We start from the raw sequence: 19,512 nt of genomic DNA, 5'->3' as shown, positions 1-19,512 counted from the left end.
CGTGCATTTCAGAAGCATAAGCGTGCATTTTGCACTACCGGACTGATCCGCGCAAAAAAGGCCCGCTTGTTGCGGGCCGTTCGATGGTTGAGGCGTTGAGAATTAGGAACGCTGTTTATCCAGCTTCTGAACCAACAACTTAGGATCAGGCCCGTCCAAATAATCCTCGACGGTAAAAGGAGTGAACCCCTGTGGCACTCCAAAATGCTCTGCATAACCAACACTGAAATCCTCTGGTGTCAGCTCAGATCGACCGGCAGCCCGACAGGCTCTTACTGCCCGTATGAAAACCTCGATGACCAAGCCCCAACGATATGCACAAGCGCGTGATCGAGGCGCTGTCAGGCAAGTGGATCGTGGAGGCGGGCGAGCTGAAGGGCAACCGCAAGGCCGGGACCGACCACCTCAAGGGCTTCCTGTCCCGGACCCACGACAAGGCCCGGATGTCATACGACCGGCGCGAGCGCGAGGTGCCCCGCCAGTGCGTGATCGTCGGCACCACCAATGACAGCCGATACCTGCGCGACACGACCGGCAACTGCCGGTTCTGGCCGGTGGTGCCGCCCCCGGACGCCTGAGAAGGTGGGCCGCGCCGGTGCGACCCGGCGCGGCGTTTTCGGGGTGGCGCACTACTCGGCAGCCACGGCGAAGGCCGGGCGCACAGGCTCCGCCAGCGGCCATTCGGCAAGGCAGCGGACCAAGCCGCGCTCCGGGCCGTGCCGGTGGAAGAAGTAGAACACCCGGTTGCGCAGCCGCTTGCTGAACCACGCCTCCCAGGTCTGATACTTCTCCTTGCTCCCACCGTGCTCATTGTAGTGCAGGTGGGCATCGGGCATCAGGGGCTTGAGCGTCCGCGCCGCCTCCTCCGCCGTGACGCCAAGCTCTGCCAGTGAGCAGCGCCCTTCGATGTAGTCCCACACGGTGAGGCCCCGCAGGGCCGCGACCGCGAGGACCCAGTGGGCCGTGGTGTCGATGATCTTGCGGCCTTCGCCGCTGCGCCAGTAGGTCGCCATGATGAATCTCCTGTGATGTAGAAGGAGCGCCGCCCGACACCGCGCCAGGCGGCGCGGGGCGTCAGCAGCCCGGCACAACGAGCTGCAAGCGGCCCGACTTGGAGGGACGGACGATGAGCGGGTTATTCCGGCTCAGCGCCCAGTTCACCTCTTGGACGGCTTCCTCAATTCGGACCTGCAAATCAAAAGGCAGGCCGCTGATGTCGCCCAGTTCGATGGTTGTGTCGCAGTTCTCGCAGGCGAGATACACGGTGTCTGCCCTTGTGGGGTCCATGTAGGCAGCTTGACCTTGACCCGGGAGGCCCCAGCCGAACCAAAACACGATTGCGGCGACGGCAGCAAACCCGCCGATGATTGCCCCGAGTATCGCCGCGCCGATTTTGCCCAATGCCTACCTCCTGTCCGCCTAGATAAGAACATTTGACGAACAAATCAATCTCTGTTCTACCCGATCCACACGCCCGGGTCGACAGAAAACCTTGAATCTCAAGGGCCTTTGCGGCAAAACTGCCCATTCTGAGAGGAAGGGAGTTGGCGACCCCGCCAGGACTTGAACCCGGAACCTAGCGCTTAGAAGGCGCTTGCTCTATCCAGTTGAGCTACGGGGCCAGCGCGCCAGAGAAAGGACAGAAATTCTGCCTGAACGCAAGGTGTTTTCCCGTCCGGCCCTTGCCGTCGCGCAGCGGAGCGTTAGCATGTGCAAAAAATGAGGGACCGTGCACGATGAAAATGAACCCCCTTGGCCGCAGCGGCATCGAGGTGTCCGAGTTTTGCCTTGGCACAATGACCTTTGGCACCCAGACCACACAGGACGAAGGCCACGCCCAGATCGAACGGGCCCATGATGCCGGGATCAACTTCATGGATACGGCGGAAATGTACCCGGTAAACCCGGTGCGCGCCGAGACCATCGGCATCACCGAGCAAATTCTGGGGGATTGGTTCGCCCGGACCGGGCGTCGGGCCGATTGGATCCTGGCGACCAAGCATTCCGGCGAAGGGTCGCACGCGCGGGGTGGGGCCCCGATTTCTGCGCAGTCCATCCCCGAGGCCATCGAAGGATCGCTGCGGCGGCTGAAGACCGACTATATCGACCTTTACCAGTTTCATTGGCCGAACCGGGGCAGCTACATGTTCCGCAAGAACTGGCGCTATGACCCGTCGGGTCAGAACCGCGAAGAGACGGTACAGCACATGGCAGACGCGCTGGGCGCGCTTCAACGCGAGGTCGAGCGCGGCACGATCCGTGCCTTTGGCCTGTCCAACGAAAGCGCCTGGGGCACGGCGATGTGGTTGCGGACTGCCGACGAACAGGGGGGGCCGCGGGTTGCGTCGATCCAGAATGAATATTCGCTGCTGTGCCGTATGGCCGACACCGATCTGGCCGAACTGATGGTGAACGAGGACGTGGGCCTGTTGCCATTTTCACCTTTGGGCGCGGGATTCCTGTCGGGCAAATACCAGAATGGCGCGGTGCCGCACGGTTCGCGCATGTCGATCAACGACACGATGGGCGGACGCCGGTCCGACCGTGTGTTCGGCGCGGTGCAGGCCTATCTGAAGATCGCAGCCGATTTCGGACTGGATCCGGTGCATATGGCGCTGGCGTGGTCGGCGCGGCGGCCTTTTGTGGCGTCTTCGATTTTTGGCGCGACCACGATGGCCCAACTGGAACATGCGTTTGGCGCCGTCGACGTCGTTCTGACGGACGATCTGCTGGTGGCACTGGATGATGCCCACAAGGCCCACCCGATGCCTTACTGAGCCAGCGCGGTCAGTTCCGACAGGTGGGCGGTGGTGCTGCGTGCGCCTACCGTCGCCTCTCGGACCAGGTGGTCGAAATGCGTGGTGATCGCCTGGACCCGTTCGGTATCTCGAAAGCTGACGTAATTGCGACCCAGATAGATCACCGCAAGACGCGGGCCAAAGATCGTCACCGGGGCGGAATAGACTCGGCGCGCGTCGAACAGATACAGCCGCAGCCGCGGGTAGAGTTGCTCGGTCAGGCTACGCAGGTGGTCCAGTTGCGACCGGCGCAGACCCGGTGACAACCCGTTATAATAACCTTCGCCAGAGGCAAAGCTGTGCAGTTCGTGCAGCGGAAAGGCGATTTCATAGTCCGATGCGCTGTTGCGCATCCAGTCCAGCCGGTCCTGAGAGGCGTTGATCGCCTGTTCCGTGGTCCGGCCAAGGTGCGGCGCGTATTCCCATTCCAGGATGGCACGGGTTTTCAGCATGTCGGGCAGACCTGCGGGCACATGGCGAATCTTGTAGCCCGCCGCCTCTTGGTGCCAGCCGAAGATCTGTTCGTCCACCAGCGCCCGCGGCGCTGCGGTCAGGGACAGGGACGTGCTCAGCAGGTCAGCCGCGCTTTCGGGCCGTTCTGACAAGCCCAGTAACCAATCCGCCGAAACGCCAAGGGCCGATGCACAAGATGCCGCGATATGGGCATTTGGCAAGCGCGCGCCGTCATCCGTGGTCAGTTGCGAAATGGTCGATCGGTCGACGCCCGTGCGCCGCGCCAGCGCACTTTGCGATGTGCCGGTCTGTTCCATCGCGCGCAGCAGGCGAGAGCGGAACAGATGCGCGCGGCGGCGTTTGTCGATTTTATTGAGCATGTTGTGACGAATATCACCAATGCAGATTTTTGTTAACCATATTCAGAATCCCCGACGGGTACCGTTCGCGATATCACGGTGCTGTGAACTTGGCAGGGGACAAGATGGAAACGCGGACACGCAGCTTGGTGAAATCGGTGCTTTGGACGGTGCTGGGGATTTGCGTCATGGCGCTGATCGGCTTTGTCTTTACCGGATCGCTTCGGACCGGCGGGGCGATGGCGCTGATCAACGCGGGCATCGGTTTCGTGTCCTACCTGCTTTACGAACGGCTTTGGGCCAACATCGCGTGGGGTCGGGATGTCTGACCGGTCGATCGCGCGCGAATGGCCAACTCTGGCGCTGTTGGCGTTGTGCTACGTTCTTTGGGCACTGGGAACCACCTGGGCGGCGGCGCTGTGGTTGCCGCTGGGTATGGTGCTGGTGACCTTTGCGGCCGCGCTGCATTCGTCGCTGTGCCACGAAATGCTGCATGGCCATCCGTTCCGCAATCGTCACCTGAATGCAGCGCTGGTGTTTCCGGCGCTGTCGCTGCTGATCCCCTACATGCGGTTTCGCGACACGCACCTGGCGCATCATCGCGACAGTCTGCTGACCGACCCCTACGACGATCCCGAAAGCAATTATCTTGACCCGGCGGTCTGGGCGGCGCTGCCACGTTGGAAACAACGGGTTCTGCGTGCCAACAACCTGTTGATCGGGCGGCTGCTGATCGGGCCGCTGGTTGGGCAGGTCAGTTTCATGGTGGGGGACTGGCGGTCGATCCGTGGCGGCGACCGGCGCGTTCTGCTGGGATGGCTGTGGCATCTGCCGGCGGTGGCGCTCGTGCTGTGGTGGGTGGTGGCGATCGGGCAGATGCCGGTCTGGGCGTTCCTGCTGTCCAGCTATGCGGCGGTGTCGATCTTGAAAATCCGGACGTTCCTGGAACACCAGGCCCATGAAAAAGCGCGGGGCCGCACTGTGATCATCGAGGATCGTGGCCCGCTGGCGCTGATCTTTCTGAACAACAATCTGCACGTTGTGCATCACATGCACCCGCGCGTGCCTTGGTTCCAGCTGCCGCAGCTTTATTGGCAGAACAGGGATCGCTACCTGTCGTGCAACGACGGCTATCGCTACCGTTCCTACGCCGAGGTTTTCCGCCGCTATTTCCTGCGGGCGAAGGACCCTGTGCCGCATCCGCTCTGGCCAAAGCGCTGATCTGGGGCCATAGAAGGCGGCATGAGCCTTTGGATCGCGGTATCTTTGGCGGCGGCGCTGTTTCAGACCGTGCGCTTCATGTTGCAGAAGGTGCTGGCGACGGTACGGCTGTCGGCCACTGGAGCCACGTTTTCCCGCTTCTTCTATTCTGCGCCCCTGGTGATCCTTGCGCTGTTTTTCTACCTGCATTTCAGCGGTCGGCCGATGCCGGCGATCGGCGGGATTTTCTGGATTGCCGGTATGGTGGGCGGGATTGGGCAGATCCTGGCCACGATCTGTGTCGTCGCCCTGTTCAAGCAACGCAACTTTGCCGTCGGGCTGACCTTTGCCAAGACAGAAGTGATCCAGAGCGCGATGTTCGGCTGGCTGATCCTGGGTGACGCAGTGTCGGCCTATGGCTCCTTGGCCATCGTTTTGGGGGTGGCCGGAGTCATCCTTCTGTCACGCAAACCGGGGGATGTGGCCACGCGCTGGTGGCGCGACCTGAGCTCGCAAGCCTCGCTTCTGGGGTTGTCTTCGGGGGTTCTGTTCGCGATCTCGGCGGTGCTGTACCGCGCGGCGACTTTGTCGGTGGACAGTCCCGACGCCCCGTTGCGCGCGGCGGTGACGCTGGCGTTTGTCACCGGCTTCCAGCTGTGCATCATGACGATCTGGCTGTTCTGGCGCGACCGCGACCAGCTTGGCCGCGTCTGGGCCGCGCGGCGGACGGGGATTTTCGTCGGGCTGACCAGCATCGGCGGATCCTTCGGCTGGTTCTGGGCCTTCACCCTGCAGAACGCCGCCTATGTGAAGGTTGTCGGCCAGATCGAATTGATCTTCGGTATCCTCGCGTCGGTTCTGTTCTTCCACGAAACGATCACCCGGCGTGAAATCGTCGGCATCGCGATCCTGACCGGCAGCATCCTGTTGCTTGTCCTGACAATCTGAGCCGCGACGTCAGTCCGTCATCGGGTGTCCGCGCAGGCGCAGGAACAGGCTTTCCTCGTCGTCGTTGCGGAAGAACGGCACCGACACCGGTGGCGACATGTCGGTCGCGCGGGCGGCGACCTCGGCCAGAACCACCTCGGTGATGAAAGGCAGGTCGAAGCGGCGCACCTCGCTCAGCGGGATCCACTGCAGGTGGCTCAGTTCGTCCTCGGCCCCGGAAAAATCGTCAAGATCGCTTGCGACCTCGTCGGCATCCAGAAAGAAGAACCGCGCGTCAAACCGGCGCGGCCGCCCCGGCGGGGTGATGGCACGGAACACGAACTGCAGCGCCCGGGCCGACGGGACGTGGCCGGTGGCGGCAAAGCGAGCCCAGTCGCCGGGCACGGCGCCGGGCCATTGACCCGGCTGGCCCAGCAGCAGGCCGGTTTCTTCCCAAAGCTCGCGGATGGCGGCGACGGCCAGCGCGTGGCTGTGGTCGTGATCGCTGTCTTCCTGCAGCCGATTCCGGCACAGGTCGGTCAGCGGCGCGGCCAGGGGCACCTGCGCATCGCTGCGATCCACCGCGCCGCCTGGAAAGACGAACTTGTTTGGCATGAACGCGGCCTGGGCGCCACGCTGTCCCATCAGGATGCGCGGCTCTGTCAACCGGTCGCGCATCACGATCACGGTGGCCGCGTCGCGGATGGCTGTCTTGTCGATTGTATCGGTCATGCGCCCCTCTTGCCCCTGGGGCTCATGCGGGCGGTGCTCCGAACCCGTGCATGTGTCGCGACCACTGGAATGCGATCAACGCCCCTTTCAATCGGGGCAGAAGATAAAGCGACAGGCCGACACAGCCAACCGCGAATATGGTGAACAACACCAGTGGTTCAGGCCGCCATTTCACGAAGGCCCAAAGCAACAGGGGCGCCATGACGTGGCCGACGATCAAGATCGTCACGTAAGCCGGGCCATCGTCTGCGCGATGGTGATGAAATTCCTCGCGGCAGACCGGGCAGGTGTCGCGCACCTTGAGGTAACCGTTCAGAAGCGGGCCGTTGCCGCACTTGGGGCAACGGCGACGCCACCCCTTCCACAAGGCAGGGGCCAGAGGCCGTTCGACCTCGATGCTGGAATCGTCAAACATGGTTGTCCTCTCTCTCCAGGGCAGAGGGTGATCCAAACGGGCGGGAATAAAAAGTGTGCAATGTGTCCTTGCGTCGGCGTGTCGCGCGTCACGGCGGAGAGAGAAAAAATCTAGACTCCGCGACGGAACTTCTGGCCCCGCCCGTATGACTTGTCGGAAAGCGGATGGAAAAGCCGCTTCCCCAAAACGTCTGAGACCTGAAAAAGACCTGAAGGAGAACCGAGACATGAAACGCGCATTGATCCTTTCGAGTGCAATTGCCCTGGGACTGGCCGCATCGGCCATGGCACAGGACGCCACTGGCCCGCAGACAGAACGCGGCCCGCGCCAGATGCCGACCTTTGCGGAACTGGATGCAAACGCTGACGGTCAGCTGACCATCGAGGATTTGCAGGCCAAGAAATCCGAACGCTTTGCCAAGGCCGATACCAACGGCGACGGCCAGTTGAGCGCCGAGGAGCTGACCGCCGCCGCCCAGGCGCGCGACGCCGAGCGGATCGAGGACCGCACCGCGCAGATGATCAAGCGGATGGACAAAAACGGCGACGGCACCCTGTCGATGGACGAGTTGCAGTCCCCTCGTGGTGACATGGGCGCACGCATGATCTCTCGCTTTGACAGCAACGATGACGGTGCGGTGTCCGAGGAAGAGTTCGCCCAGTTGCAAGAGCGCATGAAAGACCGCGCCGGCGGCAAGTTCGGTGAGCACGGCGGTCACGAGAAATTCGGCAAGCGCGGCGGCGATCATGGCCCGCGCGGCGAACACAAAGGTCGCGATGGCCACGGCCCGCGCTGGTGGGAATAACGGCCTGAAGGTCCCGGGCGGCGGATCGTCCCCCGCCGCCCGGGACTCCAATTGGATTGCGGGACTTGGTAAGACCGACTAGGCCACGCAGGCAAATGACCATGCCCTATGACGCCCAGGACGATCTGAGTGACGAAGCGTTGCTGGCCCGCTATGCCTCTGGCGATGCGGCGGCGGCGCGCATCCTGACCTTGCGCTTGACGCCCCGGGTCTTTGGCCACGCCATGCGGCTGCTGGGCAACCATGCGGAGGCCGAGGACGTGACGCAGGACGCCTTGATCCGGCTGTGGCGCATCGCTCCGGACTGGCGCGAAGGCGAAGCCAAGGTCACGACCTGGCTTTACCGGGTGGTGGCGAACCTGTGTACCGACCGGCTGCGGCGTCGCCCGTCGGTCGATCTGGACGCGGTGCCAGAAGTGGAAGACGGCGCTGTGGGGGCGGCGGAAGGGATGCAGCAGCAGGCGCGGGCAGACGCGTTGCAGGCCGCCCTGATGCAGTTGCCCGACCGGCAAAGAGAAGCGGTGGTGCTGCGTCACATCGAAGGGTTGGGAAACCCCGAGATCGCCGCCATCATGGAGATCAGCCCGCGCGCGGTGGAAAGCCTGACCGCGCGGGGCAAGCGGGCCCTGACCGAGATACTGGCCGGGCGCAAGGACGAACTGGGGTATACCGATGACTGATCACGGCATGGACGAACTGCAAAGCTTCTTCGACGCGGCCAAGGCCCAGGCGGCAGAGCCGTCGGCGGACCTTCTGGCCCGCGTCCAGGCCGACGCGCTGGCGCTGCAGCCGGTGCGCAGCGCGGTGGTCACCGAACGCGCGCCCGGAATCCTGCGGCAACTGTTCGCCGCCGTCGGCGGCTGGCCTGCGGTCACCGGGCTGACCGCGGCCACGGTGCTGGGGGTCTGGCTGGGCGCGGTACAGCCGGCGGGGCTGAGCGACAGCCTGAGCACGGCGCTTTACGGCGATGGCACGCTCACGGTCGATCCGCAAAGCAGCTTTGATTTCGTCTTGCTGGAGGGCTGAGCCATGGCGACAACCGAAACCGCCCAGCCGCGCGGCACCCGGCGATGGGTCCGGGTGCTTTTGTTCGTGTCGCTGGCGCTGAACCTGATGGTTGTCGGGTTGGCGGCGGGGATGATCTGGCGCGGTCTGCCCGATCATCGTGAAGCGCCGCAATCACGCGACCAGACCATGCCCTATACCCGGGCGCTGGAACGCGATGACCAGCGTGCGCTGCGTCGTCAACTGCGCGAGGCCTTTGCCGGCGCACCGCGCGACCGGGGCGATCTGGCGCGCGCGTATCGCCGGTCGGTCGAACTGCTCCGGGCTGAGCCTTTTGACCCGGATGCCCTGCGCGCCAACCTGGACGCGCAGTCGCGGAACGCGCAGGCCCGGCTGACGACCGGTCAGAAGGTTCTGGCTGACTACCTCGCGACGATGAGCCCGTCGCAGCGGGCGGCCTATGCCGACCGGCTGGAACAGGAAATCACACGGTTCGAAGCGCGCGCTCACCCGCTGCGCGATTGATCCGGCGATCAGGCGGCGGGGCGCGAGAAACGCACCGGGTCCGCGTCGCGAAAGGCCACCTCGGCCAGCGCGGCGTCTGCCAGCCGCAACAGGGCGTCGGCACGGGCTTCGGCCGGAAGGGCTGCAACCGTGTGAGACAGGGCGACACCGGCACCCAGGCTCAGGCTTGCGCTGGATTGCCGGCCTGGACAGGCGAAGGGCTGTTCGCCGACGATATGGCACAGCCGCAATGCGGTGCGCCGGGTTTCCGCGCTGCCGGTTTTGGGCAGAACTGCAAGAAATGACTGATCTCCAAAGCGTGACAGCAGGTCCCCCGGCCGCAACCCGGCCCGGAGCCGCACCGCAACTGTGGCCAGCGCGGTATCCGCGCAGGCAAAGCCGTAGCGTTGCAGAACCACATCGACCCCCGCCAGCCGCAGCAAGAGAACCGCGAAGGGCCCCTGGTCCGGCACCGGGCGTCGCGCCAGTTCGGTCAATCGCGACAGCCCTGCCTGCCGGCAGAGCAGCCCGGTATCAGGATCAAGATCAGTGGTCTGCCCCTGTCGCGCACTGCGCGGACCAAGGGCGATCAAACGCCTGAGCCTGTGCGCCAGTTCCTCGACCTGTAGCCCGTGACACAACGCATCCCCCGCCCCGATATCAAGCGCGCTTGCGGCCAGTCCGGTGTCGGGCCTTGGCGGTGCCAGCATGACCAGCGGCTCTTGGCCGCGGATACGGGGGGTGACGAGTTCCGCCAGCAGAGCCAGGGCAGAGCCGTCGGTGCCGTCACCGGGGATCAGCACGACCGCGCTGTGTGGCGGGCCGCTCAGGGCGCCGCGCAGGAACTCTGCGGGGGTCGCGGTGGCATAGTCGCCCGGCACAAGCGCACACAACGGCTCCGCCAGTTCGCGGGCCTGACCGGCGTCGTCGGACAACAGCGCAATTCGCGGACGCCGGACAAAGGCCGCGCCGGGTTCGGCCAGGCCTTTGGGAAGGCGGGGCAGGGGCACGGCATTGTCGGGCCGCGCAAGGCGCAAGAGCCCGCGCACCCGTGCCAGCAACAACGCCTGATCCAGCGGGCGCGATATCACGTCATCGGCGCCAGCTTCGAACGCGGAAATCCGCGCCGAAAGCGTGTCGATCGTGACCGCAAGGATCGGGATCGCCCCGAACTGGGCCGAGCCGCGCAACTTGGAAAACAAAGCCTGCGCCGTCATGTCGGGCAGGTCCACCGCCGAGATGATGACGTCGGGCGGCAATTGCCGCGCCAGCGTCAGCGCCTCTTCGCCGGTGGTGGCCTGAACCACGGTGTGTTGTGCAGATGACAGCAGCGACCGCAACACGATCCGGTTCGGTGCGATGGCATCCACGATCATTACCCTGCCGGCCATGGGTCCCCTCCTTGGCGCTTGCATGTTCGGTAGGGTCAGTCTTTAGTTATCTTGGTTAAGAAAGCGTTGCCGAAAGTTCTCTCCATGTCGATGTCGCAGGATGCTGCCGAAACCCTTGGGCTACAGGCCATTTCGTGGCTTGTTGCGCATGACGACCTGTTGCCGGTCTTTCTTGGGGCGACCGGTGCCGGACTGGACGATTTGAGGGCGGGCGTCACCGATCCGGCGATGCAGGGCGCTGTACTGGATTTCCTGCTGATGGACGACGCCTGGGTCACCGCGTTCTGCGATCATGTGCAGATCCGATACGAGGATCTGGCGCAGGCGCGCGCGGCATTGCCCGGCGGTGAGCAGGTACACTGGACATGACCGGCGCGGGGGTGGACGCGGTGCTGTTCGACAAGGACGGCACGCTGTTCGATTTCTCGTCAACCTGGGATGTCTGGGCCTTGTCAGCGCTGGAGCGGCTGTCGTCGGGGGATGCGGTGCTGATGCAGGCGCTGGCCGATGCGGCGGACTATGACATCGCGGCGCGGCGGTTTCATCCCACCAGCGTAGTCATCGCAGGCACCAACCGCGAAGCGGCAGAAGCGCTCGCCTCGGCATTGCCGGACCGCACGGTGGAAGAAATCGAGGCGGTGCTGATCGACCTGGCCGTCAACGCGCCACTGGCCCCGGCCGTGCCTCTGGCGCCATTGCTGGATGCGCTGGCGCGGGCTGGGCTGGCCTTGGGCGTGATGACCAATGACACCGAGGTCGCGGCCCGCGCGCATCTCAGGTCTGCGGGGGTGCTGGACCGGTTCGATTTCATCGCCGGGTTCGACAGCGGGCACGGCGCGAAACCATCGCCTTCGCCTTTGCTGGCCTTTGCCGATGCGGTGGGGCGCGACCCGGCCCGTGTGGCAATGGTTGGCGACAGCGCCCATGACCTGATTGCCGGGCGCGCGGCGGGAATGCGCACGGTGGGCGTTCTGACCGGCCCCGCGACACAGGCCGATCTGGCGCCGCTGGCCGATGTGGTCCTGCCCGATATCGGGCATCTGCCAGGCTGGCTGGGCACTGCCTGACACCTGCGGCATGCGGAAAGCGACAGTTTGCGTCGGAAACCGGCAGGATTGCCGGGCGAGCCGGGTGTTTTCTGGGCCAAACCCGATCGGAGTAGCCCCATGGCCGAACTGTCGTCCCCCCAGAAACGCAAACGCAGCGGCGGCCGCGCCGGACACGCCGGACGGCGGGGCAGTGCCCTGATCGAGCAGGCGCCCTGGACCTTGCCGATCAACCGCGACCGCCCAACCGAACCGATGTCCGAGGAGGGCGTCGCGCGGATGCACAATGCCGCCATGCGCATCCTCGAAGAGATCGGGATCGAGTTCCTCAACCCCGAGGCGCTGGACATCCTCAAGGCCGCCGGTTGTACCGTATCGGGCGAAAACGTCCGCATGGGGCGCGACATGGTGATGGAACTGGTGGCCAAGGCACCGGATCAGTTTACCCTGACCCCGCGCAACCCCGACCGGCAGATTACCATCGGTGGCGGGCATATCCTGTTCGGCAACGTGTCCTCGCCCCCGAACTACTGGGACCTGGAGATTGGCCGCAAGGTGTCGGGCACGCGCGAACAGTGCCGGAACCTGTTGAAGCTGACACAGTATTTCAACTGCATCCACTTCGCTGGCGGCTATCCGGTAGAGCCGGTGGATATCCACGCCTCTGTCCGGCACCTGGACGTGCTTTATGACAAGCTGACGCTGACCGACAAGGTGATGCACGCCTACAGTCTTGGCCCCGAACGGGTCGAGGACGTGATGGAAATGGTGCGCATCGCCAGTGGGCTGACACACGAGGAATTCGACGCCAGTCCTCGGATGTACACCAACATCAACTCGACCTCTCCGCTGAAACATGATTGGCCGATGCTGGATGGCTGGATGCGGATGGCGCGGCGCGGGCAGGGGTTGGTGGTGACCCCGTTCACACTGGCGGGGGCGATGGCCCCGGTGACCATGGCAGGCGCGGTGGCGCAGTCGCTGGCCGAAGGCTTGGCGGCGGTGGTGCTGGCGCAGATCATCAATCCGGGCGCGCCCTGCGTCATCGGTACCTTCACGTCGAACGTCGACATGAAGTCGGGCGCACCGGCCTTTGGCACGCCGGAATACATGCGTGCCACGCAGATGACCGGCCAGATGGCGCGGTTCTATGGCCTGCCGGTGCGGTCTTCGGGCGTCTGTGCCGCCAACGTTCCGGACGGACAGGCAATGTGGGAAACCGAGCACAGCCTGTGGGCGGCGATCCAGTCGGGCACCAACATGGTCTACCATGCCGCCGGCTGGCTTGAGGGCGGGCTGATCGCCAGCCCGGAAAAATTCATCATGGATTGCGAGGTTCTGAACCAGTTGATCCGCTACATGGACCCCGACATTTGGGACACCTCGGACGACGCGCTGGCCATTGACACGATTGCCGAGGTCGGCCCGAACGGCCATTTCTTCGGCTGCCAGCACACGCAGGATCGCTATACCACCGCATTCTATCAACCGTTCCTGTCGGACTGGAAGAACTACGAGGCGTGGGAGGCGGCGGGCGGCGTCTGGACGGTGGAGCGCGCGCATCACATGTACAAGGCGATCGTGAACGAATTCGAGGCCCCGCCGATGGACGACGCGATCCACGAAGAGCTTCAGGCCTTTGTCGCAAAACGCAAGGAGGAAGGCGGCGCACCCACCGATTTCTGACGGCCGCGCTTGCACTTGGCCCCGAAACCACCCCATGCTGCCCGCACGGAAAGCAGGGAGGAGCGGACCATGACAGATGCACGGTTTCGCCTTTTGATGTTGCTGGTCGGCGGTATCGCCGGGCTGGCTTGCTGGGCGTTGTTCGACCTGTCGCCGGATGTCCTTGAACGGGGCCGGATGTGGCTGTTCCTTTCGGCGTTGGCGTTTTCCTTTTTCACCGCAGTTCTGGCACTCAGCGGGCCAAGCCCGATGCAAAAGACTCTGTTGCCGTCGTTAGGGCTTGGGGCGGGGATCGGGCTGTTGCTGGTCTGGGCTTCCGGGCGTCACGCCAAGGTCGGCCAGTTTCTGGACGTTGGCTATGGGCCGCTTGCGGTTGTGACGCTGATCCTGATAGCCGTGCCCTTCCTTGGGGCGGGGCTGCAAGGCAAATGGCGCGACTACGGCACCCTGTTCGACCTGACCTGGACGATCATGGTGCGCTATATCTCTGCCGCGCTGTTCTCGGGGATATTCTGGGCGCTGGTAATGTTGTCGGATGCGTTGCTGAAGATCGTCGGTGTAACGATCATCGACGATCTTCTGGACATCGACGCGGTGCCCTACATCCTCAGCGGGTCTGTCCTTGGCCTGGCCATGGGCGTGGTGCATGAACTGCGCGACTATATCTCTCCTTTCCTGGTGCTGCGCCTGCTGCGCCTTCTGGTGCCGCCGGTTCTGGTGGTCATTGTCATCTTTGTCATCGCCTTGCCGTTCCGGGGGCTGTCGGGGCTGGTCGGGTCGTTTTCCCCGGCGCTGACGCTGATGTCCGCGGCCTCTGCCGCGATCTTGCTGGTGACCGTTTCCGTCGACCGCGACGCGGAAGAGGCGATCAGTCTGCGCTGGATGCAGCATGCGGTACGGCTGCTGGCGGTGCTGGTCGCTGTGCTGGGCGGATTGTCGATCACGGCGATCTTCATCCGCGTGGCCGATCACGGCTGGACCCCGGACCGGTTGCTGGCAATGACCTTTGCCTTCGTGATTATGGCCTATGGTTTGATCTACACTTATGCCGTGCTGTGGGGACGCACATGGATGAGCGAGATCCGGCAAGCCAATATCGGCATGGCGCTGGTGACCGTCGCGGTTGCGGTGGCCTGGCTGACCCCCCTGTTCCGCCCCGAAGCGATCAGCACCAATGACCACCTGCGGCTTTACCGCAATTCCGGCGGGGCGTTTGTTGAACTGCCCTTGTACGAAATGGTGCACGATTGGGGCGTTGCGGGTAAGCGGGGCCTCGAATCGCTGGAGGCCGATTACCCTCAGCTTTCTGGTGATATCGCCAAAGCCAAAGACGCAAGCAGCCTTTGGCGGTTCCGCAGGGAAACCGACGTGCAGAACGCCGCCCCGGTACGGGCCGATCTGCGCCAGCGGATGCCGGTCTTTCCGCGGGACGCCGACCTGCCGGATGGTGCGTTTGACGCTCTGGGCAAGACGACGCTGGACCCGTGGTTGCAGGCTTGTGACCGCACGTTTGATGGCCAGCCCGGCTGTGCGCTGCTGCTTCAGCCCGGCCCGCCCGCCCGTGCGATCGTCTTGTTGCGGCAGACCGGCAACCGGGTCACGGCGCAGGCGTTACGGTTCACCGATGACCGGCTGGAGCAGGGACCAGAACTGTTGATATTGCCCGGCGGGACGCGGTTCAACCTGCCTGAAGAGGTTCTGACCCGGACGCTGAACGGAGTAGGCGTGCTGGCCCCTGTCACCGTCGAGGCATGGACCATCGGGGACATGGTTCTCTTTAGCAACAATTGAAAACGTTCAGCGGGCGTTAAGCCCCCCCGCGCAGAGTGTCCGCAGACCAGCGGACTCTCACCATGCACGGCTTGATCTTTCGCAGCTTCCAGAACTTCCTGACCGACACCTACGGGGCAGATTGCTGGCTTGGCGTGGTCGATGCCGCCGCGCTGGATTTTGCCGAATTCGAAGCCATGCTGGGCTACGATGCCGCCCTTGCGCATCGGGTGCTTGCCGCGGCTGAAAAGGTGTTGGGCAAGTCGCGAGATACTTTGCTGGAAGATATGGGTACCTATCTGGTGTCACATCCCAACACACAGTCGGTGCGGCGGCTTTTGCGGTTTGGCGGGGCGGATTTCATCGATTTCCTGCATTCTCTGGACGACTTGCAGGACCGCGTGCGACTTGCGCTGTCCGATCTCGACATGCCCGCGCTTGCCCTGACCGATGATGGTCCGCAACAGTTCACGTTGAACTGCCGGGGCTTTGGCGGCTTGTTCGGGCATGTGTTCGTGGGGTTGTTGCGGGCCATGGCCGACGACTATGGTGCGCTGGTCTGTCTGGAGCACAAGGGCCGGACGGGGGACTGTGAAACCATCGCGATCACCGTTTTCCATGCCTCTTATGCCGAAGGGCGCAGTTTTGATCTGGCCGCGGGCGTGGCAGACCGGCGAAAAGGTGCGCCATGACGGTGCAGATGCCCATGCTGAAGGTCTTGTGCCCGATGCACGCGGTTCTGGACGCCGAGGGGCGGATCGTCCAGGCCGGGCCGACCCTTCGAAAGCTGCGCAGCGCTTTGGAGGGGCGACAATTTCTTGATGTCTTCGACCTGCGCCGCCCGCCCGACCTGCAACAGATGGACGATCTGCTGCGGGCAACTGGCAAGCGCCTGCACCTGCGGTTCCGCGATGTGCCGCGCACCTCGCTCAAGGGGGTGCTGGTGCCGGATGGGCGGGGGGGCGCGGTCATCAACCTATCGTTCGGAATCTCGCTGGTCGAAGCCGTGCGCGACTATGCCTTGACCAATGCCGATTTCGATCCGACCGATCTTTCGGTCGAAATGCTTTATCTGCTCGAAGCCAAATCCGCCGCGATAGAGGCATCACGTCGTCTGAACCGACGGCTACAGGTTGCCCGAATCGCGGCGGAAGAACAGGCTTTTACCGACACGCTGACCGGTTTGAAAAACCGCCGCGCGCTGGATCACGTGCTGGCGCGGGCGCTGGCAGGGGGCGGTGACCTTGCGCTGATGCACCTTGATCTGGACCGATTCAAGGCGGTGAACGACGGTTTGGGCCACGCCGCCGGTGATCACATCCTGCAAGAGGCCGCACGCCGCATGCTGGGTGCAGTGCGTCGAGGAGACACGGTGGCGCGCGTGGGCGGGGATGAATTCATCCTGTTGTTTGACGGGCTGACGTCACACCGGCGACTCGGGCAAATTGCCAGCGGCCTGATCGCCGCGCTGGAGCAGCCGATCCTGTGGCACCGCACCCCGTGCGAGATTTCGGCCAGTATCGGAATTGCCCTGCGGCCCGCCGGGAAAACTCTTCAACCAGAAGAGCTTATCTCCCAGGCTGATGCCGCACTTTATGCCGCGAAAGCGGCTGGTCGGGCGCGCTTCGAATTTGCAGACACCGCCAGCGGGCCGGCATAAGGCGACGGGAGTCCGGCCAGCACCCCAAGGCAATTTCCCACGCCGGACGTTTCCTGTGAACTTCGCGGATTTTTCTGCCAAATGGGGCTTGATCCCCCCGGTCTCCCGTCGTAATACCTGCGCCACGTTGGGGTGTAGCCAAGTGGTAAGGCAACGGTTTTTGGTACCGCGTACCGTAGGTTCGAATCCTACCACCCCAGCCAAATATCATTCTTATCGGATTTCGCCTTATCTTCGGCCGCTGCGCTCGCAGCGATAGCAGTAGTTTCCGCCAAAAGATCAAAGGGTTGTCGGAAAGTGGCGACCACCTCCCCATCCTCCCAGGTGCAGTTCGATAGCACGAAATTCAGAAGCCGCCGCTTCTCGCGGGCCGGCTGGAGCTCGAACAGGGCCTGCGCGTTCCGAGCCAGTTCGAGAATCCGCAAACCTTCTTCCATGTAGGACTGCTCGGCTTCCTCGTGGCGCTCGATGTCCCGTTGCAGGCGGCGCTGCTCTTCGCGCCACTTGCCCGACATCTCCTCGAAAAACTCGCCGGTGATCTTCCCGTCGAGCTTGTCGACATACATCGTGCTGATCCGCTCGCCGAGGCGGGCGTGCTCGGCTTGGAGCCGCGCAATCGCCTCCTGATGCTCGCGGCGCTCGTCGGCGTGGCTGGCGTGCAGGGCCTCGCGCACCCACTCCAGCACCTCGTCATCGAAGCGAAGCCGGCCAAGCATGGCGGTGAACTGCTGCTCCAACACCTCCTCGCGCACATACTTCCGACGGCACGAGGCAGGCTCGCCCGGCATCTGTCGGCGTAGCCGGTGCAGTGATAGTAGATATATTTCTGTTTCTTGATCTCGCCGACCACCGAGCAGCCGCATCGCGCACAGGCGATCAGGCCCGAGAAGGCGAAGTCGTGCGTCATGCGCCGGTGCTTGCTGGCGTTCCGGCCGTCCATGACACCCTGCACCCGCTCCCACAACTCGACCGGCACCAGCGCGTCGTGCTTGCCTTGATAGAGCTTGCCGTTCCACTCGAACCAGCCGGTGTAGAGACGGTTGCGAAGGATCGAATGCACGGTGCTGGTCGGCACCGGCGCGCCGCTTTTCTTGTAGACCAGACCGGCGGCGCGGGCCTTCTTGGCAACCTCCTTCAGCGCGTATTCGCCGGTCGCATACCACTCGAAGAGCTTGGTGATCATCGGCGCGACCTCCTGATCGACGGCGATCACCTTGCGCCCGTCTGGGCCGGTGACGTTCAGGTAGCCGAGTGGTGTCTTGGTCGGCCAGATGCCCTGCTCGGCCTTCTCCTGCATCCCCTTGCGGGCTTCTTCCGACAGGTTGTCGATGTAGTTCTTCGCCATCAGCACCTTGATGCCGTGCATGAACTTCTCGGACGAGCGCGAGTCGCGCGACAGGACCACCCCTTCCTTCGGGAAGTGGATCTCGGCATCCAGCTCGTCGATCGTCACCCAGTCCTTGAGGTTGCGATAGAGCCGGTCGGTCTTCTCGACCAGGACCACCCGCATGTCCGGATGTGCACGCAGCCAGTTCACCATCTCGCCAAAGGCGCCGCGGCCGGTCTGCTTGGCGGTCTCGACGTCCACATACTCCTTCGCCACGGTGAAGCCCTCGGCCGCGGCGTAGTCCTTTAGCAGCTTCAACTGCGCGGGGATCGAGTAGCCCTCCTTCTCCTGCTCCTTGGAGGAGACGCGGGCGTAGATCACCGCGCGGGTGCTGGGCGGCAGGACGGAGAGCTTGGGGGTGAGCGTTCTGGCTGGCATGATGTTTAGTATAGGCTAAACATCATTCGGTGGCAACGCTTGGGGGTAAGGTTGCCATTCGTCCGCGTTGAGCTTTCGGACACGCTCGACGAAGGCCCGGTGCATGTCGTTAAGCTTCGCGGCCAGCCATTTGTGTTGCCGCGGCCAGTCGTTTTGATCTTGGGCGTCAGTGTCATCCAGATAAGCGGCGATCCGGCAATCCCGACGCGACGGCAACTGCTCCCATTGGAGAGTATACCCGAGCTCCTGTTCGATGGCGTCCTTCTGATCGTGCAAGAGGTTGAAATGAGCATCAGCATGAACACCGCTGATGTAGAGCTCAGCGCGTAGCCACTGCTTGAAACCGTTCATGGCAGTGCCCAGCGCAAAATCAGTGCGACCAATCGAATAGTTCATCCAGGATTGCGGCTGTGCCTTCCGATTGCCCGAGACCGGACCACCAACCTTGCTCAGAACCGCATGAAATGCCGTCCAGTAGTCGAGTTGCATCTTGCGCGTGTCGGTCAAGTCCGCTTCGTCGATCGCCCTGGCAGCTTGGGCGACCGAGCGGGACCAGTCGTTCGGCTTCGAGACGACGTTGAATTTCGGCGCAGCCGGGGAGTCGCCGATCCGCCAGAGTTCGACCTCCAAGCCGAAAAACCGAAAGCTCTCGTCGGTAATCTTGTTCAGCCAGTCCAGCGTGGAGCGATGCTCCTCCGTGAACCGGGCGGCAATCCAGATGATGGTCACCGCCTCCAGGCCCGAGGCATAGGTCAGGAGTTGCCCAAGGTGTCCGTGATCGGTCCGTTCAAGTTGGTTTTCAACAAGCACCCAGGCGCCCGTGCCGATGTCCTTGCACAAGATGTCGGCGCGAAACGGCCCGACGGATTTCTCCTGCGCTTCCAGTTCCAGGTCGATCCCGAGAGTCTCGCCAAGGACCGCTAGTGGATTGATCGCGACAAACGAGTCCGAATTGGGATTCCCATTTGGTGCTGGCCGTGCGAGTCATGCTGATGC

General features: G+C 63.6%; 23 protein-coding genes and 2 tRNA genes. 16 read left to right on the top strand and 9 right to left on the bottom strand.

The window, feature by feature from the left end:
* Positions 1-314 precede the first annotated feature (314 nt).
* A complete protein-coding gene (locus VK792_RS11430) occupies positions 315-578 on the top strand; it encodes a VapE domain-containing protein (RefSeq protein WP_326297622.1) in 264 nt (87 codons plus the stop codon).
* Positions 579-629: 51 nt separating this feature from the next.
* Here VK792_RS11430 and VK792_RS11425 read toward each other — a convergent pair whose 3' ends face one another.
* From VK792_RS11425 to VK792_RS11415, 3 genes are all read right to left on the bottom strand, one after another.
* Positions 630-1,013 carry a hypothetical protein gene (locus VK792_RS11425; protein WP_326297621.1) on the bottom strand — a complete coding sequence of 128 codons (384 nt, stop codon included), beginning with the start codon at positions 1,011-1,013 and terminating at the stop codon, positions 630-632.
* 61 nt (positions 1,014-1,074) lie between these two features.
* Positions 1,075-1,401: a hypothetical protein gene (locus VK792_RS11420; RefSeq protein WP_326297620.1), complete on the bottom strand. Its 327-nt coding sequence runs from the start codon at positions 1,399-1,401 to the stop codon at positions 1,075-1,077.
* Between the two features lie 144 nt (positions 1,402-1,545).
* Positions 1,546-1,622 (bottom strand) — tRNA-Arg (locus VK792_RS11415).
* Between the two features lie 114 nt (positions 1,623-1,736).
* Between VK792_RS11415 and VK792_RS11410 the strand changes: the two genes are divergently transcribed.
* Positions 1,737-2,777 carry an aldo/keto reductase gene (locus VK792_RS11410; protein ID WP_326297619.1) on the top strand — a complete coding sequence of 347 codons (1,041 nt, stop codon included), beginning with the start codon at positions 1,737-1,739 and terminating at the stop codon, positions 2,775-2,777.
* On the opposite strand, the gene VK792_RS11405 is transcribed toward VK792_RS11410, so the two are convergent.
* Positions 2,771-3,631 carry a helix-turn-helix domain-containing protein gene (locus VK792_RS11405; protein WP_326297618.1) on the bottom strand — a complete coding sequence of 287 codons (861 nt, stop codon included), beginning with the start codon at positions 3,629-3,631 and terminating at the stop codon, positions 2,771-2,773. The two genes, VK792_RS11410 and VK792_RS11405, sit on opposite strands and share 7 nt — an antisense overlap.
* Before the next feature lie 104 nt (positions 3,632-3,735).
* Between VK792_RS11405 and VK792_RS11400 the strand changes: the two genes are divergently transcribed.
* From VK792_RS11400 to VK792_RS11390, 3 genes are read left to right on the top strand one after another with little or no spacing between them, the layout of a single operon-like run.
* On the top strand, positions 3,736-3,939 hold the full coding sequence (locus tag VK792_RS11400; RefSeq protein WP_326297617.1) for a DUF2061 domain-containing protein: 204 nt from the start codon (positions 3,736-3,738) through the stop codon (positions 3,937-3,939).
* Complete coding sequence (locus VK792_RS11395; protein ID WP_326297615.1) at positions 3,932-4,831, top strand: fatty acid desaturase; 900 nt, start codon at positions 3,932-3,934, stop codon at positions 4,829-4,831. The genes VK792_RS11400 and VK792_RS11395 overlap by 8 nt, the downstream gene beginning before the upstream one ends.
* Before the next feature lie 21 nt (positions 4,832-4,852).
* Complete coding sequence (locus VK792_RS11390; RefSeq protein ID WP_326297614.1) at positions 4,853-5,758, top strand: DMT family transporter; 906 nt, start codon at positions 4,853-4,855, stop codon at positions 5,756-5,758.
* A gap of 9 nt (positions 5,759-5,767) precedes the next feature.
* On the opposite strand, the gene VK792_RS11385 is transcribed toward VK792_RS11390, so the two are convergent.
* Both VK792_RS11385 and VK792_RS11380 read right to left on the bottom strand, forming a co-directional pair.
* Entirely contained in the window at positions 5,768-6,469 is a 702-nt protein-coding gene (locus VK792_RS11385) for an NUDIX hydrolase (protein ID WP_326297613.1), read from the bottom strand.
* Positions 6,470-6,491: 22 nt separating this feature from the next.
* Positions 6,492-6,884 carry a DUF983 domain-containing protein gene (locus VK792_RS11380; RefSeq protein ID WP_326297612.1) on the bottom strand — a complete coding sequence of 131 codons (393 nt, stop codon included), beginning with the start codon at positions 6,882-6,884 and terminating at the stop codon, positions 6,492-6,494.
* A gap of 226 nt (positions 6,885-7,110) precedes the next feature.
* Between VK792_RS11380 and VK792_RS11375 the strand changes: the two genes are divergently transcribed.
* The 4 genes from VK792_RS11375 (at position 7,111) to VK792_RS11360 (ending at position 9,219) form a co-directional block, all read left to right on the top strand.
* Positions 7,111-7,689, top strand: a complete 579-nt coding sequence (locus VK792_RS11375; RefSeq protein WP_326297611.1) for an EF-hand domain-containing protein — start codon at positions 7,111-7,113, stop codon at positions 7,687-7,689.
* Between the two features lie 95 nt (positions 7,690-7,784).
* Positions 7,785-8,369, top strand: coding sequence for an RNA polymerase sigma factor (locus VK792_RS11370; protein ID WP_326297610.1), 585 nt, complete (start codon positions 7,785-7,787; stop codon positions 8,367-8,369).
* Positions 8,362-8,715 (top strand): hypothetical protein, encoded by a 354-nt coding sequence (locus VK792_RS11365; RefSeq protein WP_326297609.1) that lies wholly within the window; start codon positions 8,362-8,364, stop codon positions 8,713-8,715. Before VK792_RS11370 ends, VK792_RS11365 begins: the two co-directional genes overlap by 8 nt.
* A 3-nt stretch (positions 8,716-8,718) precedes the next feature.
* Positions 8,719-9,219, top strand: coding sequence for a periplasmic heavy metal sensor (locus VK792_RS11360; protein WP_326297608.1), 501 nt, complete (start codon positions 8,719-8,721; stop codon positions 9,217-9,219).
* An 8-nt stretch (positions 9,220-9,227) separates the two neighbouring features.
* Here VK792_RS11360 and VK792_RS11355 read toward each other — a convergent pair whose 3' ends face one another.
* Positions 9,228-10,589 (bottom strand): diguanylate cyclase domain-containing protein, encoded by a 1,362-nt coding sequence (locus VK792_RS11355; protein ID WP_326297607.1) that lies wholly within the window; start codon positions 10,587-10,589, stop codon positions 9,228-9,230.
* A gap of 84 nt (positions 10,590-10,673) precedes the next feature.
* Between VK792_RS11355 and VK792_RS11350 the strand changes: the two genes are divergently transcribed.
* The 7 genes from VK792_RS11350 (at position 10,674) to VK792_RS11320 (ending at position 16,954) form a co-directional block, all read left to right on the top strand.
* Positions 10,674-10,958, top strand: a complete 285-nt coding sequence (locus VK792_RS11350; protein ID WP_326297606.1) for a DUF3572 domain-containing protein — start codon at positions 10,674-10,676, stop codon at positions 10,956-10,958.
* A complete protein-coding gene (locus tag VK792_RS11345) occupies positions 10,955-11,656 on the top strand; it encodes an HAD family hydrolase (RefSeq protein ID WP_326297605.1) in 702 nt (233 codons plus the stop codon). Before VK792_RS11350 ends, VK792_RS11345 begins: the two co-directional genes overlap by 4 nt.
* A gap of 99 nt (positions 11,657-11,755) precedes the next feature.
* Positions 11,756-13,321, top strand: coding sequence for a trimethylamine methyltransferase family protein (locus VK792_RS11340; protein ID WP_326297604.1), 1,566 nt, complete (start codon positions 11,756-11,758; stop codon positions 13,319-13,321).
* 69 nt (positions 13,322-13,390) lie between these two features.
* Complete coding sequence (locus tag VK792_RS11335) at positions 13,391-15,112, top strand: hypothetical protein (protein ID WP_326297603.1); 1,722 nt, start codon at positions 13,391-13,393, stop codon at positions 15,110-15,112.
* A 62-nt stretch (positions 15,113-15,174) separates the two neighbouring features.
* Complete coding sequence (locus tag VK792_RS11330; protein WP_326297602.1) at positions 15,175-15,783, top strand: heme NO-binding domain-containing protein; 609 nt, start codon at positions 15,175-15,177, stop codon at positions 15,781-15,783.
* The gene (locus tag VK792_RS11325) at positions 15,780-16,751 is read left to right on the top strand and encodes a diguanylate cyclase domain-containing protein (protein WP_326297601.1); all 972 of its coding nucleotides are present in this window, start codon (positions 15,780-15,782) and stop codon (positions 16,749-16,751) included. The genes VK792_RS11330 and VK792_RS11325 overlap by 4 nt, the downstream gene beginning before the upstream one ends.
* 128 nt (positions 16,752-16,879) lie before the next feature.
* Positions 16,880-16,954: transfer RNA gene (locus VK792_RS11320), tRNA-Gln, on the top strand.
* Between the two features lie 143 nt (positions 16,955-17,097).
* On the opposite strand, the gene VK792_RS11315 is transcribed toward VK792_RS11320, so the two are convergent.
* Complete coding sequence (locus tag VK792_RS11315) at positions 17,098-18,516, bottom strand: recombinase family protein (protein ID WP_326297600.1); 1,419 nt, start codon at positions 18,514-18,516, stop codon at positions 17,098-17,100.
* Positions 18,517-18,531: 15 nt separating this feature from the next.
* Positions 18,532-19,356 carry a DUF4268 domain-containing protein gene (locus tag VK792_RS11310; protein WP_326297599.1) on the bottom strand — a complete coding sequence of 275 codons (825 nt, stop codon included), beginning with the start codon at positions 19,354-19,356 and terminating at the stop codon, positions 18,532-18,534.
* Positions 19,357-19,512: the final 156 nt, after the last annotated feature.

The organism is Mesobacterium hydrothermale (assembly GCF_035818635.1).
GTDB lineage: Bacteria > Pseudomonadota > Alphaproteobacteria > Rhodobacterales > Rhodobacteraceae > Mesobacterium_A > Mesobacterium_A hydrothermale.
This window is presented reverse-complemented; position numbering and strand designations above follow the sequence as displayed.

What these genes read in the sequence shown, in the direction of transcription:
- VK792_RS11430 (WP_326297622.1), top strand. Translation starts at nt 315, where the DNA reads ATGCACAAGCGCGTGATCGAGGCGCTGTCAGGCAAGTGGATCGTGGAG.
- VK792_RS11425 (WP_326297621.1), bottom strand. Translation starts at nt 1,013, where the DNA reads ATGGCGACCTACTGGCGCAGCGGCGAAGGCCGCAAGATCATCGACACC.
- VK792_RS11410 (WP_326297619.1), top strand. Translation starts at nt 1,737, where the DNA reads ATGAAAATGAACCCCCTTGGCCGCAGCGGCATCGAGGTGTCCGAGTTT.
- VK792_RS11405 (WP_326297618.1), bottom strand. Translation starts at nt 3,631, where the DNA reads ATGCTCAATAAAATCGACAAACGCCGCCGCGCGCATCTGTTCCGCTCT.
- VK792_RS11400 (WP_326297617.1), top strand. Translation starts at nt 3,736, where the DNA reads ATGGAAACGCGGACACGCAGCTTGGTGAAATCGGTGCTTTGGACGGTG.
- VK792_RS11395 (WP_326297615.1), top strand. Translation starts at nt 3,932, where the DNA reads ATGTCTGACCGGTCGATCGCGCGCGAATGGCCAACTCTGGCGCTGTTG.
- VK792_RS11390 (WP_326297614.1), top strand. Translation starts at nt 4,853, where the DNA reads ATGAGCCTTTGGATCGCGGTATCTTTGGCGGCGGCGCTGTTTCAGACC.
- VK792_RS11385 (WP_326297613.1), bottom strand. Translation starts at nt 6,469, where the DNA reads ATGACCGATACAATCGACAAGACAGCCATCCGCGACGCGGCCACCGTG.
- VK792_RS11380 (WP_326297612.1), bottom strand. Translation starts at nt 6,884, where the DNA reads ATGTTTGACGATTCCAGCATCGAGGTCGAACGGCCTCTGGCCCCTGCC.
- VK792_RS11375 (WP_326297611.1), top strand. Translation starts at nt 7,111, where the DNA reads ATGAAACGCGCATTGATCCTTTCGAGTGCAATTGCCCTGGGACTGGCC.
- VK792_RS11370 (WP_326297610.1), top strand. Translation starts at nt 7,785, where the DNA reads ATGACCATGCCCTATGACGCCCAGGACGATCTGAGTGACGAAGCGTTG.
- VK792_RS11365 (WP_326297609.1), top strand. Translation starts at nt 8,362, where the DNA reads ATGACTGATCACGGCATGGACGAACTGCAAAGCTTCTTCGACGCGGCC.
- VK792_RS11360 (WP_326297608.1), top strand. Translation starts at nt 8,719, where the DNA reads ATGGCGACAACCGAAACCGCCCAGCCGCGCGGCACCCGGCGATGGGTC.
- VK792_RS11355 (WP_326297607.1), bottom strand. Translation starts at nt 10,589, where the DNA reads ATGGCCGGCAGGGTAATGATCGTGGATGCCATCGCACCGAACCGGATC.
- VK792_RS11350 (WP_326297606.1), top strand. Translation starts at nt 10,674, where the DNA reads ATGTCGATGTCGCAGGATGCTGCCGAAACCCTTGGGCTACAGGCCATT.
- VK792_RS11345 (WP_326297605.1), top strand. Translation starts at nt 10,955, where the DNA reads ATGACCGGCGCGGGGGTGGACGCGGTGCTGTTCGACAAGGACGGCACG.
- VK792_RS11340 (WP_326297604.1), top strand. Translation starts at nt 11,756, where the DNA reads ATGGCCGAACTGTCGTCCCCCCAGAAACGCAAACGCAGCGGCGGCCGC.
- VK792_RS11335 (WP_326297603.1), top strand. Translation starts at nt 13,391, where the DNA reads ATGACAGATGCACGGTTTCGCCTTTTGATGTTGCTGGTCGGCGGTATC.
- VK792_RS11330 (WP_326297602.1), top strand. Translation starts at nt 15,175, where the DNA reads ATGCACGGCTTGATCTTTCGCAGCTTCCAGAACTTCCTGACCGACACC.
- VK792_RS11325 (WP_326297601.1), top strand. Translation starts at nt 15,780, where the DNA reads ATGACGGTGCAGATGCCCATGCTGAAGGTCTTGTGCCCGATGCACGCG.
- VK792_RS11315 (WP_326297600.1), bottom strand. Translation starts at nt 18,516, where the DNA reads ATGCCAGCCAGAACGCTCACCCCCAAGCTCTCCGTCCTGCCGCCCAGC.